General features: G+C 68.1%; 17 protein-coding genes and 1 pseudogene. 9 read left to right on the forward strand and 9 right to left on the reverse strand.

What is annotated here, in order from left to right:
- Positions 1 to 103 precede the first annotated feature (103 nt).
- The 3 genes from ppa to ACT9F5_RS11520 all read right to left on the reverse strand — a co-directional run bounded on the left by ppa (position 104) and on the right by ACT9F5_RS11520 (position 4,625).
- The gene (ppa, locus tag ACT9F5_RS11510; RefSeq protein WP_445120085.1) at positions 104 to 652 is read right to left on the reverse strand and encodes an inorganic diphosphatase; all 549 of its coding nucleotides are present in this window, start codon (positions 650 to 652) and stop codon (positions 104 to 106) included.
- A gap of 162 nt (positions 653 to 814) precedes the next feature.
- On the reverse strand, positions 815 to 2,365 hold the full coding sequence (locus ACT9F5_RS11515; RefSeq protein WP_445120086.1) for a mechanosensitive ion channel: 1,551 nt from the start codon (positions 2,363 to 2,365) through the stop codon (positions 815 to 817).
- Positions 2,366 to 2,570: 205 nt separating this feature from the next.
- Positions 2,571 to 4,625 carry a sodium-translocating pyrophosphatase gene (locus tag ACT9F5_RS11520; protein WP_445120087.1) on the reverse strand — a complete coding sequence of 685 codons (2,055 nt, stop codon included), beginning with the start codon at positions 4,623 to 4,625 and terminating at the stop codon, positions 2,571 to 2,573.
- A 191-nt stretch (positions 4,626 to 4,816) separates the two neighbouring features.
- Here ACT9F5_RS11520 and ACT9F5_RS11525 point away from each other — a divergent pair, with 191 nt between their 5' ends.
- Positions 4,817 to 5,329: a hypothetical protein gene (locus ACT9F5_RS11525; protein WP_445120088.1), complete on the forward strand. Its 513-nt coding sequence runs from the start codon at positions 4,817 to 4,819 to the stop codon at positions 5,327 to 5,329.
- A gap of 92 nt (positions 5,330 to 5,421) precedes the next feature.
- Here ACT9F5_RS11525 and ACT9F5_RS11530 read toward each other — a convergent pair whose 3' ends face one another.
- Complete coding sequence (locus tag ACT9F5_RS11530) at positions 5,422 to 6,678, reverse strand: diphosphate--fructose-6-phosphate 1-phosphotransferase (RefSeq protein WP_445120089.1); 1,257 nt, start codon at positions 6,676 to 6,678, stop codon at positions 5,422 to 5,424.
- 150 nt (positions 6,679 to 6,828) lie between these two features.
- Here ACT9F5_RS11530 and ACT9F5_RS11535 point away from each other — a divergent pair, with 150 nt between their 5' ends.
- From ACT9F5_RS11535 to ACT9F5_RS11545, 3 genes are all read left to right on the forward strand, one after another.
- Positions 6,829 to 7,407, forward strand: a complete 579-nt coding sequence (locus tag ACT9F5_RS11535) for an adenylate kinase (RefSeq protein ID WP_445120090.1) — start codon at positions 6,829 to 6,831, stop codon at positions 7,405 to 7,407.
- Positions 7,408 to 7,458: 51 nt separating this feature from the next.
- Positions 7,459 to 8,874, forward strand: coding sequence for a UDP-N-acetylmuramate:L-alanyl-gamma-D-glutamyl-meso-diaminopimelate ligase (gene mpl / locus ACT9F5_RS11540; RefSeq protein WP_445120118.1), 1,416 nt, complete (start codon positions 7,459 to 7,461; stop codon positions 8,872 to 8,874).
- A gap of 74 nt (positions 8,875 to 8,948) precedes the next feature.
- The gene (locus ACT9F5_RS11545) at positions 8,949 to 9,542 is read left to right on the forward strand and encodes an LON peptidase substrate-binding domain-containing protein (protein WP_445120091.1); all 594 of its coding nucleotides are present in this window, start codon (positions 8,949 to 8,951) and stop codon (positions 9,540 to 9,542) included.
- A 21-nt stretch (positions 9,543 to 9,563) separates the two neighbouring features.
- Here ACT9F5_RS11545 and ACT9F5_RS11550 read toward each other — a convergent pair whose 3' ends face one another.
- A complete protein-coding gene (locus tag ACT9F5_RS11550) occupies positions 9,564 to 11,558 on the reverse strand; it encodes a VTT domain-containing protein (RefSeq protein ID WP_445120092.1) in 1,995 nt (664 codons plus the stop codon).
- A 91-nt stretch (positions 11,559 to 11,649) separates the two neighbouring features.
- Here ACT9F5_RS11550 and ACT9F5_RS11555 point away from each other — a divergent pair, with 91 nt between their 5' ends.
- The 3 genes from ACT9F5_RS11555 to ACT9F5_RS11565 all read left to right on the forward strand — a co-directional run bounded on the left by ACT9F5_RS11555 (position 11,650) and on the right by ACT9F5_RS11565 (position 13,733).
- On the forward strand, positions 11,650 to 12,324 hold the full coding sequence (locus ACT9F5_RS11555; RefSeq protein ID WP_445120093.1) for a serine/threonine protein kinase: 675 nt from the start codon (positions 11,650 to 11,652) through the stop codon (positions 12,322 to 12,324).
- 143 nt (positions 12,325 to 12,467) lie between these two features.
- The gene (locus ACT9F5_RS11560) at positions 12,468 to 13,286 is read left to right on the forward strand and encodes an SDR family oxidoreductase (RefSeq protein ID WP_445120094.1); all 819 of its coding nucleotides are present in this window, start codon (positions 12,468 to 12,470) and stop codon (positions 13,284 to 13,286) included.
- Between the two features lie 27 nt (positions 13,287 to 13,313).
- Positions 13,314 to 13,733: a VOC family protein gene (locus ACT9F5_RS11565; protein ID WP_445120095.1), complete on the forward strand. Its 420-nt coding sequence runs from the start codon at positions 13,314 to 13,316 to the stop codon at positions 13,731 to 13,733.
- Positions 13,734 to 13,740: 7 nt separating this feature from the next.
- On the opposite strand, the gene ACT9F5_RS11570 is transcribed toward ACT9F5_RS11565, so the two are convergent.
- On the reverse strand, positions 13,741 to 14,613 hold the full coding sequence (locus tag ACT9F5_RS11570) for an ion transporter (RefSeq protein WP_445120096.1): 873 nt from the start codon (positions 14,611 to 14,613) through the stop codon (positions 13,741 to 13,743).
- Positions 14,614 to 14,710: 97 nt separating this feature from the next.
- On the opposite strand from ACT9F5_RS11570, the gene ACT9F5_RS11575 reads away from it, so the two are divergent.
- Positions 14,711 to 15,931, forward strand: coding sequence for an acetylornithine/succinyldiaminopimelate transaminase (locus ACT9F5_RS11575; RefSeq protein ID WP_445120097.1), 1,221 nt, complete (start codon positions 14,711 to 14,713; stop codon positions 15,929 to 15,931).
- Between the two features lie 18 nt (positions 15,932 to 15,949).
- On the opposite strand, the gene hemL is transcribed toward ACT9F5_RS11575, so the two are convergent.
- The gene (gene hemL, locus ACT9F5_RS11580; protein WP_445120098.1) at positions 15,950 to 17,236 is read right to left on the reverse strand and encodes a glutamate-1-semialdehyde 2,1-aminomutase; all 1,287 of its coding nucleotides are present in this window, start codon (positions 17,234 to 17,236) and stop codon (positions 15,950 to 15,952) included.
- 11 nt (positions 17,237 to 17,247) lie between these two features.
- Entirely contained in the window at positions 17,248 to 17,895 is a 648-nt protein-coding gene (gene thiE / locus ACT9F5_RS11585) for a thiamine phosphate synthase (RefSeq protein WP_445120099.1), read from the reverse strand.
- Here thiE and ACT9F5_RS11590 point away from each other — a divergent pair.
- Positions 17,894 to 18,159: pseudogene (locus ACT9F5_RS11590) on the forward strand (rubredoxin). The gene thiE and the pseudogene ACT9F5_RS11590 sit on opposite strands and share 2 nt — an antisense overlap.
- 10 nt (positions 18,160 to 18,169) lie before the next feature.
- On the opposite strand, the gene ACT9F5_RS11595 reads toward ACT9F5_RS11590, so the two are convergent.
- Complete coding sequence (locus ACT9F5_RS11595; protein WP_445120100.1) at positions 18,170 to 18,640, reverse strand: DUF192 domain-containing protein; 471 nt, start codon at positions 18,638 to 18,640, stop codon at positions 18,170 to 18,172.
- Between the last annotated feature and the right edge of the window lie 171 nt (positions 18,641 to 18,811).

Here is an 18,811-nt window from a genome sequence, read left to right on the forward strand (position 1 = left end):
GGAAACGGGGCCGTTTTTTTTGTTCGCGACGCTGGCTGCCGGGCGCCGGGCATGGAAAAGGCCGCCCGGAGGCGGCCTTGTCGAGGTGCGATCCCCGATGCGATCAGAAGTTCGGCTTGTCCGCCGTCGCTTCGTACCGCTGGATCGAATCCTGCAGCAGGCCCTTGGCCTCGTCGGCGTCGCCCCAGCCGTCGAGCTTGACCCACTTGCCCTTCTCCAGGTCCTTGTAGTGCTCGAAGAAATGGCCGATGCGCTCGAGCCAGTGCGGGCTGACCTTGGCGATGTCGTCGATGTGGGTGTAGCCGGCGAAGACCTTGTCGACCGGCACGGCGAGGATCTTCTCGTCGCTGCCTGCCTCGTCGCTCATGCGCAGCACGCCGACCGGGCGGCAGCGGATCACCGAGCCGGGGATCAGCGGCAGCGGCAGGATCACCAGCACGTCGGCCGGGTCGCCATCGCCGCACAGGGTGTGGGGGATATAGCCGTAGTTGCACGGGTAGCGCATCGGCGTCGACAGGATGCGGTCGACGAAGATCGCGCCGGAGGCCTTGTCGACCTCGTACTTGACGGGCTCGGCGTCCTTCGGGATTTCGATGATGACGTTGATCTCATCCGGCGGGTTCTTGCCGGCGGGGACGAGGTCCAGGCCCATGCGGGGGTACTCCAGTAAGGCTGAGGGGCGCTTGGTGAGCGCGGTTGGCCGGCCATTTTAGCCGGCATCCTGCTGCGCTGCAGCAACGAGTCCCGGGATGATGGCGATCCCCCCAAAAGGAAACGGCGGCGATTTCTCGCCGCCGTCCCAGCCCTCCCGCAACTACTGTCCGCCAGGCGGTCGCCGGTCCAGGTACTGGCTGGCCCAGCGCTGGGCCACCTGTCCGGCGGCGTCGCGTCCGCCCAGGCCGAAGGCGAGTGCCACGGCGACAGCTACGGCGCCCAATACCAGTCCAAACGCGAGATTGACGATGTCATCGGCCACGCCCATCGCGCGCAGGCCCATCGCGACCACCAGGCCGAGGATCGCCAGCCGCGCGATCCGGGCCATGCCTCGGCCTTCCGGATTGGCGCGTTCGATCGCCTTGCCGGCCACGTCGGCCAGCCAGTAGCCGACCACGAAGATCACCAGGCCCAGCAGGATGTCGGCACCGAACGCGATGAACTGCTCCAGCAGGCTGTGCACGCCGCCGAAGCCGAGCAGGGCGGCCGCCTCGACCGTGGCGAACAGCATGATGAAGAACAGCGCGACCTTGCCGGCGAGGTCCGACAACGTCAGCGGCGTACCGTTCGATGGCGAGGTGCCAACGCCGGCCGGGACGACGGTGCCGTCGGGCGCGATGGTGGCGTCGGGGCCAGTGGTCGTCGGCATCGAGGGGCCTGCGAACGCGTGGCCCAGGCCGATACGCTCGGGCAGCCGGTCGAAACCGAGGTTGGCCAGCAGCCGCGCCACCAGCTCGGCGACGAAGCGGCCGATAAACCACGCCAGGATCAGGATCGCCGCGGCGGCGAGCACGTTCGGCACCGCCTGCAGGAACACGTCGAGCATCCGCGTCAGCGGCCGCGAGATCGCCTCGATCCGCAACGCATCCAGCGCCGCGATCAACGTGGGGACGATCACCAGGATGAAGGCCAGCGTGCCGCCCAGTTGCGACAGCTTGATCCCCCGGGTGTTCTCGTTGCTCTCGACGAAGCGGTCGACCCCGGTCGCCGCCAGCAGGTTGCTGACGATGCCACGCACGACCTTGGCGATGACCCAGCCGATCACGCCGATGATCGCGGCGGCCAGCAGGTTGGGCAGCATCCCGAGCAGGTCGGTCATCATGTTCGACAGCGGCGCCATCAGCCCTTCGATCTGCAGCACCCCGACGATTGCCGGCAGGAACAGCAGCAGCACCAGCCAGTAGGCGACGTTGCCGAGTGTCTGCGACATCGGTTGGGCATTCGCCTTCTCCGACAGCTTCTCGTCGAGCTGGCTCGCCGCCAGCGCCTTGTTGACCACCACCCGGGCGAGGGTCGCCACCAGCCACGCGACCAGCGCCAGCACGGCGGCGGGAATGATCGTCGAGGCGAACGACGACAACGGTCCGGATACACCGTCGACGTGCATGAAGCTGAGCGCGCCGATCAGCGCCACCAGCAGGATCGTCCAGAACACGATGCGCGAGGCGATGCGTTCGATGTCGACGTTCGAGCGGGTCTGCGCCGACAGGCGCTGGTTGGCGTTCACGGCCGCCAGGCCCTTGCGCGTCAGCGCGCTGGCGATCAACGCGACGATCCAGCCGACCAGCAGGATTGCCAGCCCGCCGAGGATGCCGGGCAGGTAGGGCCCGAACGAGTTCTGCACGGAATCTTGCCAGGTGACGACTTGCATGTTGATCTCCCTCCCTGGGATGCGCGTGCATCCGTCGGTGGCATGCACGCGGCGTGTGGAATGCCGCAATGGCGACCTGTCGACCATGCCAAACGTGGGGTGAACATGGCGTTGGCTCGACGTTCATGTTCCCGGCCACGCCGACGTGTCGCCCACGAAAAAGGCGGCCCGGAGGCCGCCTGGTTCGTATCGGAAACCACCTGCCTCAGAGCAACGGCACCATCAACAGCGCGACGATGTTGATGATCTTGATCAGCGGATTGATCGCCGGCCCCGCGGTGTCCTTGTACGGATCGCCGACGGTGTCGCCGGTGACCGCGGCCTTGTGCGCCTCGGACCCCTTGCCGCCGTTGTGGCCGTCCTCGATGTACTTCTTGGCGTTGTCCCACGCACCGCCGCCGGTGGTCATCGAGATCGCCACGAACAGGCCGGTGACGATGGTGCCGATCAGCAAGCCGCCGAGCGCCTTCGGCCCGAGCAGCAGACCCACCACCACCGGCACCGCGACCGGCAGCAACGACGGGATCACCATCTCCTTGATCGCGGACTTGGTCAGCATGTCGACCGCGCGCGAGTAGTCCGGCTTGCCGGTGCCTTGCATGATCCCGGGGATCTCGCGGAACTGCCGGCGCACTTCCTCGACCACCGCGCCGGCCGCGCGGCCGACCGCCTCCATTGCCATCGCCCCGAACAGGTACGGGATCAGGCCACCGATCAGCAGGCCGATGATGACCATGTGGTCGGACAGGTCGAAGGTCATCGCCTCGTACGGCACGCCGGCCGCCAGGGCCCCGGCGGCGCCGATGGTGTCGAGGTTGTGGGTGTAGTCGGCGAACAGCACCAGTGCCGCCAGCGCCGCCGAGCCGATCGCGTAGCCCTTGGTCACCGCCTTGGTGGTGTTGCCGACCGCGTCCAGCGGGTCGGTGATGTTGCGGATTTCCGGCGGCAGTTCGGCCATCTCGGCGATGCCGCCGGCGTTGTCGGTGATCGGGCCGTAGGCGTCGAGCGCGACGATCATGCCGGCCATCGACAGCATCGCCGTCGCAGCGATCGCGATGCCGTACAGGCCACCGAGTTCGAACGCACCCCAGATCGCCGCGCACACGGCGACCACCGGCAGCGCGGTCGACTTCATCGACACCCCGAGCCCGGCGATGATGTTGGTGCCGTGGCCGGTGGTCGAAGCCTGCGCGATGTGCTGCACCGGCTTGAACTGGGTGCCGGTGTAGTACTCGGTGATCCACACGATGATGCCGGTGAGTGCCAGCCCGATAAGCGCGCAACCGTAGAGGCTGGTCGCACCGAAGCTGTTGTCGCCCATCAGCGCGGTGGTGATCGGATAGAACGCGATCGCCGCCAGCACCGCCGAGACGATCACGCCCTTGTACAGCGCGCCCATGATCGAGCCGCCTTCCTTCACCTTGACGAACATCGCGCCGATGATCGAGGCGATGATCGACACACCTCCCAGCACCAGCGGATACAGCACCGCATTGGTACCGGCTTCGGCGACCATCAGGCCGCCCAGCAGCATCGTCGCGATCACCGTGACCGCGTAGGTCTCGAACAGGTCGGCCGCCATGCCCGCGCAGTCGCCGACGTTGTCACCGACGTTGTCGGCGATCACCGCCGGGTTGCGCGGGTCGTCCTCGGGGATGCCGGCCTCGACCTTGCCGACCAGGTCGGCGCCGACGTCCGCACCCTTGGTGAAGATGCCGCCACCGAGCCGCGCGAAGATCGAGATCAGCGAAGCACCGAACGCCAACCCGACCAGTGCGTGCAGCGCCGGTTCGCCGGTGATGCCCATCGCGCCCAGCACCCACCAGTAACCGGCCACGCCGAGCAGGCCAAGTCCGACCACCAGCATTCCGGTGATCGCACCGCCGCGGAACGCCACGTCCATCGCCGGCCCCATGCCCTTGCGCGCCGCTTCCGCGGTCCGCACGTTGGCGCGCACCGAGACGTTCATGCCGATGTAGCCGGCCGCGCCCGAGAGCACCGCGCCGAGCAGGAAGCCGATCGCGGTCGGCCAGTTGAGGAACAACCCGATCACCACGAACAGCACCACGCCGGCAATCGCGATGGTGGTGTATTGCCGGTTGAGGTAGGCGCGCGCGCCTTCCTGGATCGCGCCGGCGATCTCCTGCATGCGTTGGTTGCCGGCGGGCTGCGCGCTGATCCAGCGCGCCGAGATGATCCCGTACAGGATCGCGATGACGGCGCACACGAGCGCCAAGGTCAAACCGTACTGCTCCAGCATGGACCCCTCCCCATAGAAGTGGACAACATGGAATTTCGGATTACGCACCTTCGAGTTGTGGCTGCGGCGCGGGCGGGGCCGGCCGGCAGCGTTCCGACTATGGCATAGGTCGGCGCCGCGGTTCCGTGTCGACCGGCGGTTCAGGCGGCCCGTGCCAGCCTGCGCCGCATGTCCCCAGCCGGAGCGCCCCCATGCGCCAGACGTCGCTGTTGCCACTGATGCTCGCTGTCGCCTCGATGCCGGCGCTGGCCGCCGATCCCAAGCCGGAGATCGACCGGCCCGAGTCCACCCCGCAGGCGGTCGGCGCGGCCCATACCCTGCGTTCGATCCCGGAGGCCTGCGCCCGGATCGAGGGCATCTTCACCGGACAGGCCGCCGAGCCGTACAGATTCGCGGTCGTCCGCACCAGCCCGAACTGCCAGCCGCGCGCGCGTTTCGTCGATGCCGACAAGGCCAGGCCGTCGACCGCCAGTGGCTGGGTGTTCAACGACCTGATCAGCGTGCCGAATGCGGCCTGCCCGTCGCAGAAGGCGGTGGTGAAGGTCTGGCGCAAGCCCGGGGCCTCCACGTCGCCGGAACTCGATGCGCAGGGCAGCGCACGGATCTACCTGGGTGATTCCAAGCAGGCGGCGGAAGGCGACAAGCTCGCCGCGATCCCGATGTTCGCCGCGTCGATGGCGGTCGAGGGCGAGTCCTGCGAGTAAGCCGGTTGCCTGATCGCGGCTGAAGCCGCTCCTACGAAGAGCCGATGCATCCGGGCTGTTGTAGGAGCGGCTTCAGCCGCGATCGGAAATCGTCATCCGATCCAAGGCCCAAGTTTCCGCGACACCCCGACGTTCCCCAGTTCCACATACTTCGGCAGCCCATCCCGCCCATACGGCGGCGGCGCCTCGCCGCAGATCAACGGCTCCAGATAGCGCCGCGCCTTGTCGGTGATGCCATGCCCGTCGCGCCGAATGAAGCCGGCGGGCATCTTCTTTTCGTGGTTGGCCACCTTCGACAGCGGCGCGGCCTCGATCTTCCAGCGATACGGCGCGTCGGACGTGCGCACGATCACCGGCATCACCGAATTCATCCCCTTCAATGCGAACGCGACCGCCGCCTTGCCGACCGCCTGCGCCTGTTCGAGATCGGTCTTCGACGCGATATGCCGCGCCGAGCGTTGCAGGTAGTCGGGCAGCGTCCAGTGGACCTTGTAGCCAAGCGCGTCCTTGACCCGCCCGGCGAGGTGCGAGGCGACGCCGCCGAGCTGCGTATGCCCGAACGAATCCTTGCCGCCCCCGGCATCGGCGACGAAGCGGCCGTCGGCGGTCTGGATGCCCTCGCTGGCCACCACCACGCAGTAGCCGACGCGCTCGACCGTGGCTTTCACCCGCTTGAAGAAATCGGCCTCGTCATACGGCCGCTCAGGAAACAGGATCAGGTGCGGCGCCTGGTCCGGCCCATTGCCCGCCAGTCCCGCCGACGCCGCCAGCCAGCCCGCGTGGCGGCCCATCGCTTCGTACACGAACACCTTGGTCGAGGTGTCGGCCATCGCCGCCACGTCCAGCGCGGCCTCGCGCACCGACACCGCGGTGTACTTGGCGGCCGAGCCGAAGCCGGGGCAACAGTCGGTCACCGCCAAGTCGTTGTCGACGGTCTTGGGCACGCCGACGCAGGTCAGCGGGTAGTCGAACTCGGCGGCCAGCTTCGAGACCTTCAACGCAGTGTCGGCCGAGTCGTTGCCGCCGTTATAGAGGAACCAGCGCACGTCGTGGGCCCGGAACACAGCGAGCAGGCGCTCGTACTTCGCCCGGTCCTCGTCCAGCGACTTGAGCTTGACCCGGCACGAGCCGAACGCGCCGCCGGGGGTGTGGGCCAGCGCCCGGATCGATGCGATCGACTCCTTCGAGGTGTCAATCAGGTCCTCGCGCAAGGCGCCCAGGATGCCGTTGCGGGCGGCCAGCACCTTCACCTTCTTCGTGCGCGCGGCCTGGATCACCGCCGATGCGGTGGCGTTGATGACGGCGGTGACGCCGCCGGACTGGGCGTAGAGCAGGGTTCCCGATGCCATGTGCTTTCCAGGGTGGGGGCCGGAGCGGGAGGCGGGATGCGGTAAACTGGTCCCCGTTTGCCCCGGCAGGGGTCAGGTCGCTGCAGTGTAGCGCCGGCCCGTCGAGGCGCAGGTTGCAGCATTCAACAACGCATTCCCAGGAGCGACACGATGCGATTGGTACTTCTTGGCGCGCCCGGCTCGGGCAAGGGCACGCAGGCAGCGCGGCTCAAGGAGCACCTGCAGGTGCCGCACATCTCCACCGGCGACCTGCTGCGTGCGGAAGTCGCCGCCGGCAGCAAGCTCGGGCTGGAAGCGAAGGAAATCATGGCCCGCGGCGAGCTGGTCAGCGACGCGATCCTGCTGGGCATGCTCGAAGACCGCTTCTCGCGCGACGACACCCGCGGCGGCTTCATCCTCGACGGCTACCCGCGCAACCTCGCCCAGGCCGACGCGCTGAACGCACTGCTGGAGCGGATCGGCCAGCCGATGGACGCCGCGGTGCAGCTGGACGTGCCGACCGAACTGCTGGTCGAGCGGATCGCCGGCCGCGCCGCCGCCGAAGGCCGCGCCGACGACAGCCCCGAATCCGTCCGCACCCGCCTGCAGGTCTACAACGACCAGACCGCGCCAGTGGTCGATTTCTTCCGCCAGCACGGCAAGCTCAGCGTGGTCGACGGCGTGGGTTCGCTGGACGAAGTGTTTACCCGGATCGTCGAGGCGCTGGCGCCGGTTCCCGCGGTCGGCTGATTTTTCTGCTCCCTCTCCCGCGGGCGGGAGAGGGCCGGGGTGAGGGCACGGATCTTGAAACTGCATATCCTCGGCATCGCCGGCACCTTCATGGGCGGCGTTGCCGCGCTCGCGCGTGAACTCGGCCACGAGGTCGAGGGCAGCGACCAGGCGGTCTATCCGCCGATGTCGACCCAGCTTGAGACGCTCGGCATCGCGCTGAAGCAGGGTTATGCGCCGGCCAACATCTCGCCGGACTGCGACGAGATCGTGGTCGGCAACGCGCTGTCGCGTGGCAACCCGGCGGTCGAGCAGGTGCTCGACGACAACCGGAAATACATCTCCGGGGCGCAGTGGCTGGCGGAGAACGTGCTGCCCGGTCGCGACACGCTTGCGGTCGCCGGTACCCATGGCAAGACCACCACCAGCACCATCCTGACATTCCTGTTGCAGGCGGCCGGGCGCGAGCCGGGGTTCCTGATCGGCGGCGTGGCTGAGGATTTTGGGGTGTCTGCGCGGATCGGGAGCGGCCGCGACTTCGTGGTCGAGGCCGACGAGTACGACACCGCGTTCTTCGACAAGCGCAGCAAGTTCGTGCACTACCGGCCGCTGGTGGCGATCCTCAACAACCTCGAGTTCGACCACGCCGACATCTTCGACGACGTGGCCGCGATCCAGCGCCAGTTCCACCACCTGGTGCGCACGGTGCCGCGACGCGGGCGGCTGATCGTCAACGGCGAGGACGCTCGCCTGGCCGAAGTGCTGGCGAAGGGGTGCTGGACGCCGGTGGAAACCTTTGGCCTCGATGCTGGCATGTCGGTGGAACCGAGTAGTGGCGACGAGCGTGCCGCGGCCGGTGCATCGTTCAACTGGAGCGCGCGGCTTCTCGCCGAGGACGGCAGCGCATTCGTGGTCATCCACGACGGCGCGGAACTGGGCGAAGTCCACTGGCCGCTGCTGGGCCGCCACAATGTCATGAACGCGCTGGCCGCGTTGGCGACGGTCAACGCGGTCGGCGGCGACGTTGCCGCGGTCCTGCCGTCGCTGGCGGACTTCCGCAGCGTCAAGCGGCGCATGGAAGTGATCGGCCGCGCGCACGGCATCACGGTGTACGACGACTTCGCGCATCATCCGACGGCGATCGCGACCACCCTGTCCGGCTTGCGCGCGAAGGTTGGCGACGCGCGGATCGTGGTCGCCATGGAGCCGCGCAGCAACTCGATGCGACTGGGCGCGCACGCCGAAGCGCTGGCGCCATCGCTGGATGGCGCCGACACGGTGGTGTTCCTGCATCGCCCGGAGCTGGCGTGGGACGCCGGCAAGGTCGTGGCCGGCCTGCGCGGCGAGGGCGTGGCCGCGGCGAATGTCGATGCGCTGGTCAAGGTCCTGCGCGAACGCGTGCGCGAAGGTGACCACGTGGTGTTCATGTCCAATGGCGGTTTCGATGGCGCCCCGCGGCGGTTTCTCTCGGCGCTGCAGCAGGACTGACGCGCGGCCCGGAGTCGCCACCGTCCGGCGAGTGCATCACCGGTGACCGCATGGGCTGCGTTAGGCTGTCGTCGATGACGAACCAGACACCGATCCGACCGTTGCCGCTGTTTCCGCTACCCACCGTGCTCGTGCCCGGCGCATCGCTCGGCCTGCGCATCTTCGAGCCGCGTTATCTCGACCTGGTCCGCGAATGCGGCCGCAACGAATCCGGGTTCGGCATCTGCCTGGTGATCGATGGCGAGGCCACCGGCGAAACAGGCGCGGCCGCGGCCTACGGCACCGAGGCGCTGATCGAGGATTTCGATACCGGCGACGATGGCCTGCTGACCCTGCGCGTTCGCGGCGCGCGTCGCTTCCACGCGCGCCAGGTGCGGGTGCGCGACAACGGTTTGCAGGTCGCCGACGTCGAATGGTGCGAACCCGACCCGGTGCAACCACTGCGGCCCGAACACGGATTGCTCGCGAACCTGCTGCGGACCGTGCTCGAACAGGTCGGCGGCGAACATGCCAAGGTCGTCGACGCGCACATCGATGACGCTGCATGGGTCGGCTGGCGCCTCGCCGAGATGCTGCCGCTGGAGGATACCCAGCGCCAGCAACTGTTGCAGGTCGACGATCCGCACGAACGCATGGACTGCCTGCTGTCGTTGCTGCCGGACGCCTGAAGTCGCGGTGGACCCGCGCGGCTATCGCCAGGCGGCGGTACGGACCCGCAGGACCATCACGCCGCCGTCGGGATGCGGCATCTCGATCGTGTCGAATCTCGTCAATGCCGCTTGAACCGCATCGTGCGCTTCGCCGTCGTGGGGTACAGGTCGCCACAGCACCGCGGCACCGAGCGGCTTGCTCACCTGCAGGGTCTGGGTCGTGCCCAGCCATAGTGGCGTGCCGTCGGCCAGCGCCACCGGGGCGGGCCAGAGCCGCAGCGCGTATTGCTCGCCGGGGTGCGCGCCGTCGCGTAACAACAACAGCGCCTCGGCGTGCGCGTCCAGGGTGGCCGGCAGGACCACCTGGGCATGTTCGGGCGTGTCGTCGTCGAGCAGGGCGATGGTGGCCACCCAGTCGGCCTGCGGCTGCACCCGCCATCCGGTTGCCTGCAACGCCTGCTGCAACGGTTCCAGTGGTCCGGCCACTTGCACGTCCAGCGGCCAGCGCTGGCGCTCGTCGCCTTCATTGCGCCGTGCCGGCAACGTCGACCAGCCCTGTTGCCACCAGTCGACCGTCGCGATCACGTCGACCGGTGGCGCCACGCTGAACTTCGCCAGCAGGCCATCGGCCGCACGCGGCGCATGCCATGCTGCCGCCAGCGCGAACGTGCCGTAGAACAGGATCGCCAGCGGCCGCATCCAGAACGAGCGCGCCACGTGGCTGCGGTAGGCAATGCCGAGCACCAGCACCCAGGCCAGCCCGAACAGCGTGCCGCCGACCAGGTCACTGGCCCAATGCGCGCCGAGGTACAGCCGGGCGAACGCGATGAGGGTGGTGACGACGCCGGCCAGCAGGTACGGCCAGACCCGCTTGCGACCGGGAAGTTCGCGCGCGATCAGCACCGCGAAGAAGCCGAACACGATCGTGGTCATCGTCACCGCGACCGAGGGGAAACCGAAGCCGGCCGGGGCGGTCGGTGGCCGCGGCATCACGATCACCGCTTCCAGCAACGCCGTCAGCACCAGCCCGAACACCAGCGCCGCCAACCAGTGCGCCGCGGCCATCCAGCGCCGTCGCCACAGCAGGTAGCCCAGCGCCACCACCGCGGCGGCACCAAGCACCTGGGCGTCGCCGAGACTGGCCAGGCCCGCCATGAGGCGGTCGGCCAGCGGGTTGCGCAGCGTCCACATCAACTCGTGCAGGTGGTGGTCGAGGGCGAGCGGGCCGCCGCTGGCCAGCAGCATCGCCAGCAGCGTGAACCAGATCCAGCTGATCGCCAGCAGGCAGGCGGCGAGCATTGCCAGCGAGGCCGATTCGGGGCGGTTCGGGTCGATCAGTGCGCCCGCGTAGCGGCCCAGCCTTGGGTGCATGCGCGTCCAGCTCAGCGCCCGGGCAAGCAGGGTGTCCGCGTGCTCGGCGAACCAGCGCCAGGTGTAGAGCACGCCGGCCCAGACCAGCGCCACCGCCACCGCCATCGCGCCCAGTGCCAGCGCCAGGCGGTCGGCGACCGATGCCACCGCGTCGTACGAGGCGCCGAGTATCCAGCCCGGCGCGAGGAACAGCGCCGCCCACGCCACGCAGGCGACCAGGCTGGGTACCGCATAGCGCCGCAACGGCATCCGCAACATGCCTGCGATCGCCGGTACGAACGGCCGGACCGCGCCGACGAAGCGCGCGATGAAGATGCTCTTGATGCCGTGTCGGCGGAATAGCGATTCGCCGCGATCGAGCCATTGCGGATAACGCGCGAACGGCCAGCGCTGGCGCAGCTGCGGCCCCCAGCGATAGCCGATCCAGTAGCTCAGCGAATCACCGGCGAACGCACCCGTGGCGGCGCAGGCCAGCGCGTAGGGACCGTCGAGATGGCCCAACCCGACCAGCGCGCCGACCGCGAACAGCAACGGCAGCGCAGGAACGACGATCCCGGCGACCACCAGCGCATCGCAGAACGCGACCATGAAGATCAGCGCGCCGGCCGCGATGGGGTTTGCGCTGATCCACGTGGTCGCGCTTTCGATCCAGGCCGGGTTCATCGGGCAATTATGGCAGCGTGGACTGAATTTCCGTTGGCTTTGCGTGCCGGCATCCGCGCCTCCGCACCCAGGCGTTACGTAGACTGTGCCGATGCCCGCAACCGCCGCCCCCATCCCCGAAAGCGAAGTCGACGCGCTCAAGTCCGACAGCTTTGGCAGGATCGCCCTGATGCGCGACGCCGATGGCCTGTTCGTGCGCCGCGACCTCGTCCACGTGCCGCTATGGCTGCGCCTGCCGGCGTGGTGGTTGGCCCGTCGCGAAGCCGCCGCGCTGCGACAGGTCGATGGCCTGCCGGCGACCCCGCAACTGCTGCGCTGGGACGGTCGCCGGCTCGATCGCAGCTACATGGAAGGCGCGGCGATGTACCAGCGTCCGCCGCATGGCGACCTCGACTACTTCCGGCGGGCCCGTCGCCTGCTGCAGCAGTTGCACCGCCGCGGCCTGGCCCACAACGACCTGGCCAAGGAAGCCAACTGGCTGGTGCTCGCGGATGGCACCCCGGCGATCATCGATTTCCAGCTCGCCACCCGCGGCGATCCCCGTGCGCGCTGGATGCGCCTGCTCGCCCGCGAGGATCTGCGCCACCTGCTCAAGCACAAGCGCACGTACTGTCCCGCGTACCTGACCCAGGTCGAGCGGCGCGTGCTGAAGCGCCATTCCTGGCTGCGCGACGCCTGGTTCGCGACCGGCAAGCCGGTCTACCGCTTCGTCACCCGCAGGTTGCTGAAGTGGGAAGACAACGAGGGCCAAGGCCCCAAGCCCTGAATCAACGATGCCAAGCGTTCGGCGGCTCCCGGGCTTTTGTAGGAGCGGGTTCAGCCGCGATCTGCAGTCGGTTCGGTTAACCGGTTCCAGATCGCGCCTGAAGCCGCTCCTACAATGAGCCAACGCCAGCATCCGGAACTCCGATGACCACCCTCTCCGGCAAGACCCTATTCATTACCGGCGCCTCCCGCGGCATCGGCCGCGCGATCGCCCTGCGCGCGGCCCGAGACGGCGCCAACATCGCGATCGCCTCCAAGTCCGCCGTCGCCAACCCGAAGCTGCCCGGCACCATCCATTCGGTCGCCGCCGAGGTCGAGGCAGCCGGCGGCCAGGCACTTGCGCTGAAGTGCGACATCCGCGACGAGGACGCGGTTGGCGCCGCGGTCGCCACCACCGCCGACGCGTTCGGCGGCATCGACATCCTGGTCAACAACGCCAGCGCGATCTGGCTGCGCGGTGCGCTCGACACCCCGATGAAGCGCTTCGACCTGATGCAGCAGGTCAATGCCCGCGGCAGCTTCGTCTGCGCCCAAGCCTGCTTGCCGTGGCTGCTGCAGGCGCCCAACCCGCACATCCTCACCCTCGCGCCGCCACCGAGCCTCGACCCGAAATGGTGGGCGCCGCACACCGGCTACACCCTGGCCAAGATGGGCATGAGCTTCGTCACGCTGGGACTGGCGGCCGAGTTCGCGGGGCAGGGCGTGGCGATCAATGCGTTGTGGCCGCGCACGGTGATCGCCACCGATGCGATCAACATGATCCCGGGCGTCGATGCGGCCCGTTGCCGGACCCCGCAGATCGTCGCCGATGCCGCCCACGCGATTCTCGTGGCGCCAGCTTCCACGCGCACCGGTGCATTCCTGATCGACGAGGATGTCCTGCGCGAGCAAGGCGTTACGGATTTCAGCCCATATGCCGTTGATCCCGGCCAGCCACTGTTGCCGGACCTGTTCCTCGACTGACCGCCATCCCCGTACACGGAGACAACGATGCGCTACCTGCACGCCATGGTCCGGGTCCGCCACCTCGACGCCTCGCTGAAATTCTTCCGCGACGGCCTCGGCCTGGTCGAAACCCGGCGCCGCGATTACCCCGAAAGCCGCTTCACCCTGGTCTACCTCGGTGCGCCCGCCAACCCCGAGGCCGAGATCGAGCTGACCTTCAACTACGACGACGAGGACTACGGTTCGGCGCGCAACTTCGGCCACCTCGCGTTCGAGGTCGACGACATCCATGCCACCTGCGCCCACCTGCAGGCGCAGGGCATCACCATCAACCGGCCGCCGCGTGACGGCCGCATGGCGTTCGTGCGCTCGCCCGACCTGGTCTCGATCGAGTTGCTGCAGAAGGGTGAGGCGCTGGCGCCTGCGGAACCGTGGCTGTCGATGCCCAACAGCGGAAGCTGGTAGCGCCCGCCTAACCCATCCGCTTGGGCAACAGGTGGCCGCAGTTCCGGCAATGGCTGGCATCGGGGTCGTGGCCTTCCAGTCCGCATTCGGGACACCCGCGATGGTCGACATGGCCCTTGCCATGCGTCGCCTCGCGCAGGCTGCTGGCCAGTTCCGCGGTGTAGATGCCGGTCGGCACCGCGATGATGCTGTAGCCGATCAGGATCAGCACCGAGGCGATGAACCGCCCCAGCGGGGTTGCCGGCGACAGGTCGCCATAGCCGACCGTCGCCATCGTCACGATCGCCCAGTACATTCCGGTCGGAATCGTGCTGAACCCGTGTTCGGGGCCTTCGATCACGAACATCATCGCGCCGAAGATCACCGCGATCGTCAGCAGCGCGCTGACGAACAGGAATATCTTGCGCCGGCTGCGCCACAAGGCGGTCATCAGCAGCCCGCCTTCCTCGACGTACTGGGTCAGCTTGAGGATCCGGAACAGTCGCAGCACGCGCAGGATCCGCACCACCAGCAGCGCCTGGCTGCCGGGGAACAACAGTGACAGGTAGGTCGGCAGGATCGACAGCAGGTCGATGATCCCCCACAGGCTCAGCGCGTAGCGCAATGGTCGGCGCACCACCAGCAGCCGCATCGCGTACTCGGCGGTGAACAACGCGGTAAATCCCCATTCGATCGCATACAGGATCCGCGCGTGGTCGACGTGCAGCCACGGGTCGCTGTCGAGCATGATCACGATCACGCTGGCAAGGATCGCCACGATCAGCAGCAGGTCGAAGTTACGCGACGGCGGCGTGTCGTGGCGGTAGATGATGTCGAACCAGCGCCGGCGCCAGCCGGACTCGGTCGCGGGGTTGAGCTGCGGGGTGGACAGCAGGCGCATGGCGGACCTCCGCGGTCATTGTGCAGCATCCGCCCAAACGGGTCGCTGCGGCGGCGAATCGACGACAATAGAGCTTTCCTCCGCCAGGACGCGATCCGTGCCTCCCACCGATTTCCAGGACCTCGTCGAGCGCTACTACCTGCCGGTCTACCGGCCGCGACGGATCGTGCTCGACCACGGACTCGGCTCGCGCGTGTGGGATCGCGATGGCCGCGAATACGTCGACTTCGGTGCCGGCATCGCGGTCAACGCACTCGGCCACGCCCACCCCGCGCTGGTCGAAGCACTGACCGCGCAGGGCGGCAAGCTGTGGCACACCAGCAACGTGTTCGTCAGCGAGCCGCCGTTGCAGCTGGCGCAGGCACTGGTCGAATCGGCCGGCTTTGCCGAGCGGGTGTTCTTCTGCAACTCCGGCGCCGAGGCCAACGAGGCCGCGATCAAGCTCGCGCGGCAGTGGGCGACGTCACGCGACCGTGAGCCCGGGCGGCGGGTGATCCTGAGTTTCCACGGCAGCTTCCACGGCCGCACCCTCGCGGCAGTCACCGCGACTGCGCAACCGAAGTACCACGCCGGTTTCGAGCCGCTGCCGCCCGGTTTCCGGTACAGCGACTTCAATGACCTCGCCGCGGCCGAATCGGCGATGGCCGCGGGTGATGTCTGCGCGGTGCTGGTCGAGCCGGTGCAGGGCGAGGGTGGGGTAACCCCGGCCAGCGACGCCTTCCTGCATGGCCTGCGCGCGCTGTGCGATCGCCACGATGCGCTGCTCATTCTCGACGAGATCCAGTGCGGGATGGGTCGCACCGGCCAGTTGTTCGCCTGCGACGGCTACGGTGTGCGCCCTGACGTGGTGACGCTGGCCAAGGCGCTCGGCGGCGGCTTCCCGATCGGCGCGATGCTGGTCGGCAAGCGTGCCGCCGACGCCCTGCAGTTCGGCCAGCACGGCACCACGTTCGGTGGCAATCCGCTGGCCACCGCCGTGGCTGGCGTGGCGTTGCGCGAGCTGTCGTCGCCGGCGCTGCTGGCAAACGTCGAGCGGCAGTCGCAGGCGCTGCGTGACGGGCTCGCCGCACTCGAAGCCGAGTTCCGTCTGTTCAGCGAAATCCGCGGCCGCGGCCTGATGCTCGGCGCCCAATTGCGCCCGGAACATGCCGGGCAGGCGGGCGCGATGGTCGATCGTGCCATCGAGAACGGCCTGCTGATGCTGCAGGCCGGCCCGGATGTATTGCGCTTCGTGCCGGCGCTCAACATCACCGATGCCGACGTCGCCGAAGGCCTGGCGCGACTGCGTGCGACGCTCGCCGGATTCGCCGACGGCTGACGGGCACCGCGACCGCGATCAGGCCAGTTCGCGGAACGCCGCGCGTGCGGCCTCGACCGTCTGTGCGATCTCGGCCTCGCCATGCGCGCTCGACATGAAGCCGGCCTCGAACGCCGACGGCGCCAGGTACACGCCGCGCTCGAGCATCGCGTGGAAGAAGCGGCCGAACTTGGCCGCGTCCGAGCCCATCGCATCGGCGAAGCTCTCGACCGGCCCTTCGCGGAAATACAGTCCGAACATGCCTGGCGCGCGAGTGGTGTGGAAGGCCACCCCGGCCTCGCGCGCGGCGGCTTCGAGGCCGTCGCACAGCGCATGGGTACCGGCTTCCAGCGCGTCGTGGAAACCCGGTGCCTGGATTAGTTCCAGCGTCGCCAGTCCCGCCGCCATTGCCACCGGATTGCCGCTCAGCGTGCCGGCCTGGTAGATCGGCCCGCTCGGCGCCACCTGCGACATCAACTCGCGCCGGCCACCATAGGCACCGACCGGCATGCCGCCGCCGATGATCTTGCCGAAAGTGCTGAGGTCCGGGGTGATGCCATAGCGCTGCTGCGCTCCGCCGAGCGCGACCCGGAAGCCGGTCATCACCTCGTCGAAGATCAGCAGCGCGCCGTGCTTTGTGCACAGTTCACGCAGGTGCTGCAGGTAGCCATCGCGCGGCAGGATGCAGTTGGCATTGCCAACGATCGGCTCGATGATCAGGCCGGCGATCTCGCTGCCGATATCGTCGAACAGCTTGGTGGCCGCGTCGAAATCGTTGTACGGGATCGTCATCGTCAGGTCGGCCAGCGCGCTCGGCACGCCCGGTGAGTTCGGCAGGCCCAGGGTCAGCGCGCCGCTGCCGGCCTTGACCAGGAAGCTGTCGCCGTGGCCGTGATAGCAGCCTTCGAACTTGACGATGCGCGAGCGCCCTGTCGCACCGCGTGCCACGCGGATCGCGGACAGCGTCGCCTCGGTGCCGGAGTTGACCATCCGCACCATCTCGCAGCTGGACATGATCGCGGTAATCGCCTCCGCCATCGTGACTTCCAGCGCGTTCGGAACGCCGAAGCTGAGGCCGTCACGCATGGTCCGGGCGACTGCATCGAGCACCTGTGGATGGGCGTGGCCGGCGATCATCGGGCCCCATGAGCCGACATAGTCGATGTAACGGTTGCCGTCGACATCGAACAGGAACGGACCTTCCGCACGCGCGGCGAAGAACGGCTCGCCACCGACCGACTTGAACGCGCGCACCGGCGAATTGACGCCGCCGGGAAGCAATTCGGAAGCGCGGGTGAACAGGGCGTGCGAACGATCGTGGTTCATGCGGGACTCGGTCAGTGGGGTGGGTTGAAGCAGGACAGGTAGGCGCGGGTAGCGGCGTCGGGGTCTGGCGCGTCGAACACGCCGCTGATCACGGCAAGCAGGTCGGCGCCCGCGTCGACCAGGGACGTCCCATTGTCCGGCGTGATGCCGCCGATCGCCACCAACGGCACGCCCAGCGATGCGGCCCCGGACAGCAATGCCGGTTTCGCGACGCGTGCGTTGGGCTTGGTCGGAGATGGAAAGAACGCGCCGAACGCGACGTAGTCGGCGCCGGCCGCTACCGCGTTGCGGGCCCGTTCCGGATTGTCGTAGCAGGATGCGCCGATGATGGCATCCGTGCCGAGCGCGTCTCGGGCGGCGGCGAGTTCGCCGTCGTCCTCGCCCAGGTGCACGCCGTCCGCGCCGATGGCCGCGGCCAGCCGCCAGTCGTCGTTGATGATCAGCGGCACCTCCTGGCGCGCGCAAGCCGGCCGCAGCATCCGGGCTTGTTGCGCACGCAGGCTCGCGTCCGCGGACTTGTTGCGGTACTGCAGCCATGTCGCGCCCGCCGCCAATACCACTTCCACGCGTTCGAGCAGACGGTCGCTGTCCGGCTCGTCGGGCGTGATCGCATACAGTCCGGACGATTTCCGGGAAAAGTTTTTGTGGCGCTGGTTCATAGCGGCGCTTTCGTCGGCGTGGGCGGGATGGGACAATGCGGGATCGTTCCCACAGCCGTTCATTATCCGCCCATGTCCGAAGCCGCCACGACCACCGAGTTCCGCACCTGGATGTGCGTCGTCTGCGGCTTCATCTATGACGAGGCCAAGGGCTTGCCGGAAGAGGGCATCGAGCCGGGCACGCGTTGGGATGACATCCCCGACACCTGGACCTGTCCTGATTGCGGCGTGACCAAGGACGACTTCGAGATGATGGAGCTGTAAGCGGCAGCGCCTATCGGGAACCTGGAGGAGGGGCGATGCCGGGCCCCAGGGTCAACTCGCTTCCGTCCTGCAGGCCCAGTTTTTCCGCCTCGCCCGCGTTGAGTTCCAGCACATAGCGTGCGGGTTCGTCACTGGGGTAGGACGGACAGGCGTTGCCGGCCGAGCACGGCGGCACGTCGCGCTGCTGCGAGACCAGCATGCGCGCGTCGTCGAAGTACAGGATGTCCAGGGGGATCCGGGTGTTCTTCATCCAGTAGGCCTGCGGCTCCTCGCGATCGTGGATGAACAGCATCCCGTGGCCGGGTGCCAGCTCGTCGCGGAACATCAGTCCGCGGGCACGCTCGGCGTTGTCGTCCGCGATCTCTACCGCATAACGCGAACCATCCAGCTCCACCCACAGATCGCTGCCGGACGCGCAACCGGCGGCAAGCAGGCTCGAGCCGATCACCAGGCTTCGCATGACGCTCGGGAACCACTGCATCGGCTTACTCCATCCAGATCAGGGAACGCAGGAAGGTTGATCATGCACTGTGTTGCGTCAAGGTCGGCGAGGGTGTCGAAAAATTCTTCTTCTTCCCCCTTCCCGAACGTGATCGGGGTGTGCATAATGCGCGGCCCGCCGGGACGGATTGACCGGCTTGGCGGGGGCGGC

The sequence above is a fragment of the Lysobacter sp. F6437 genome, assembly GCF_052547215.1.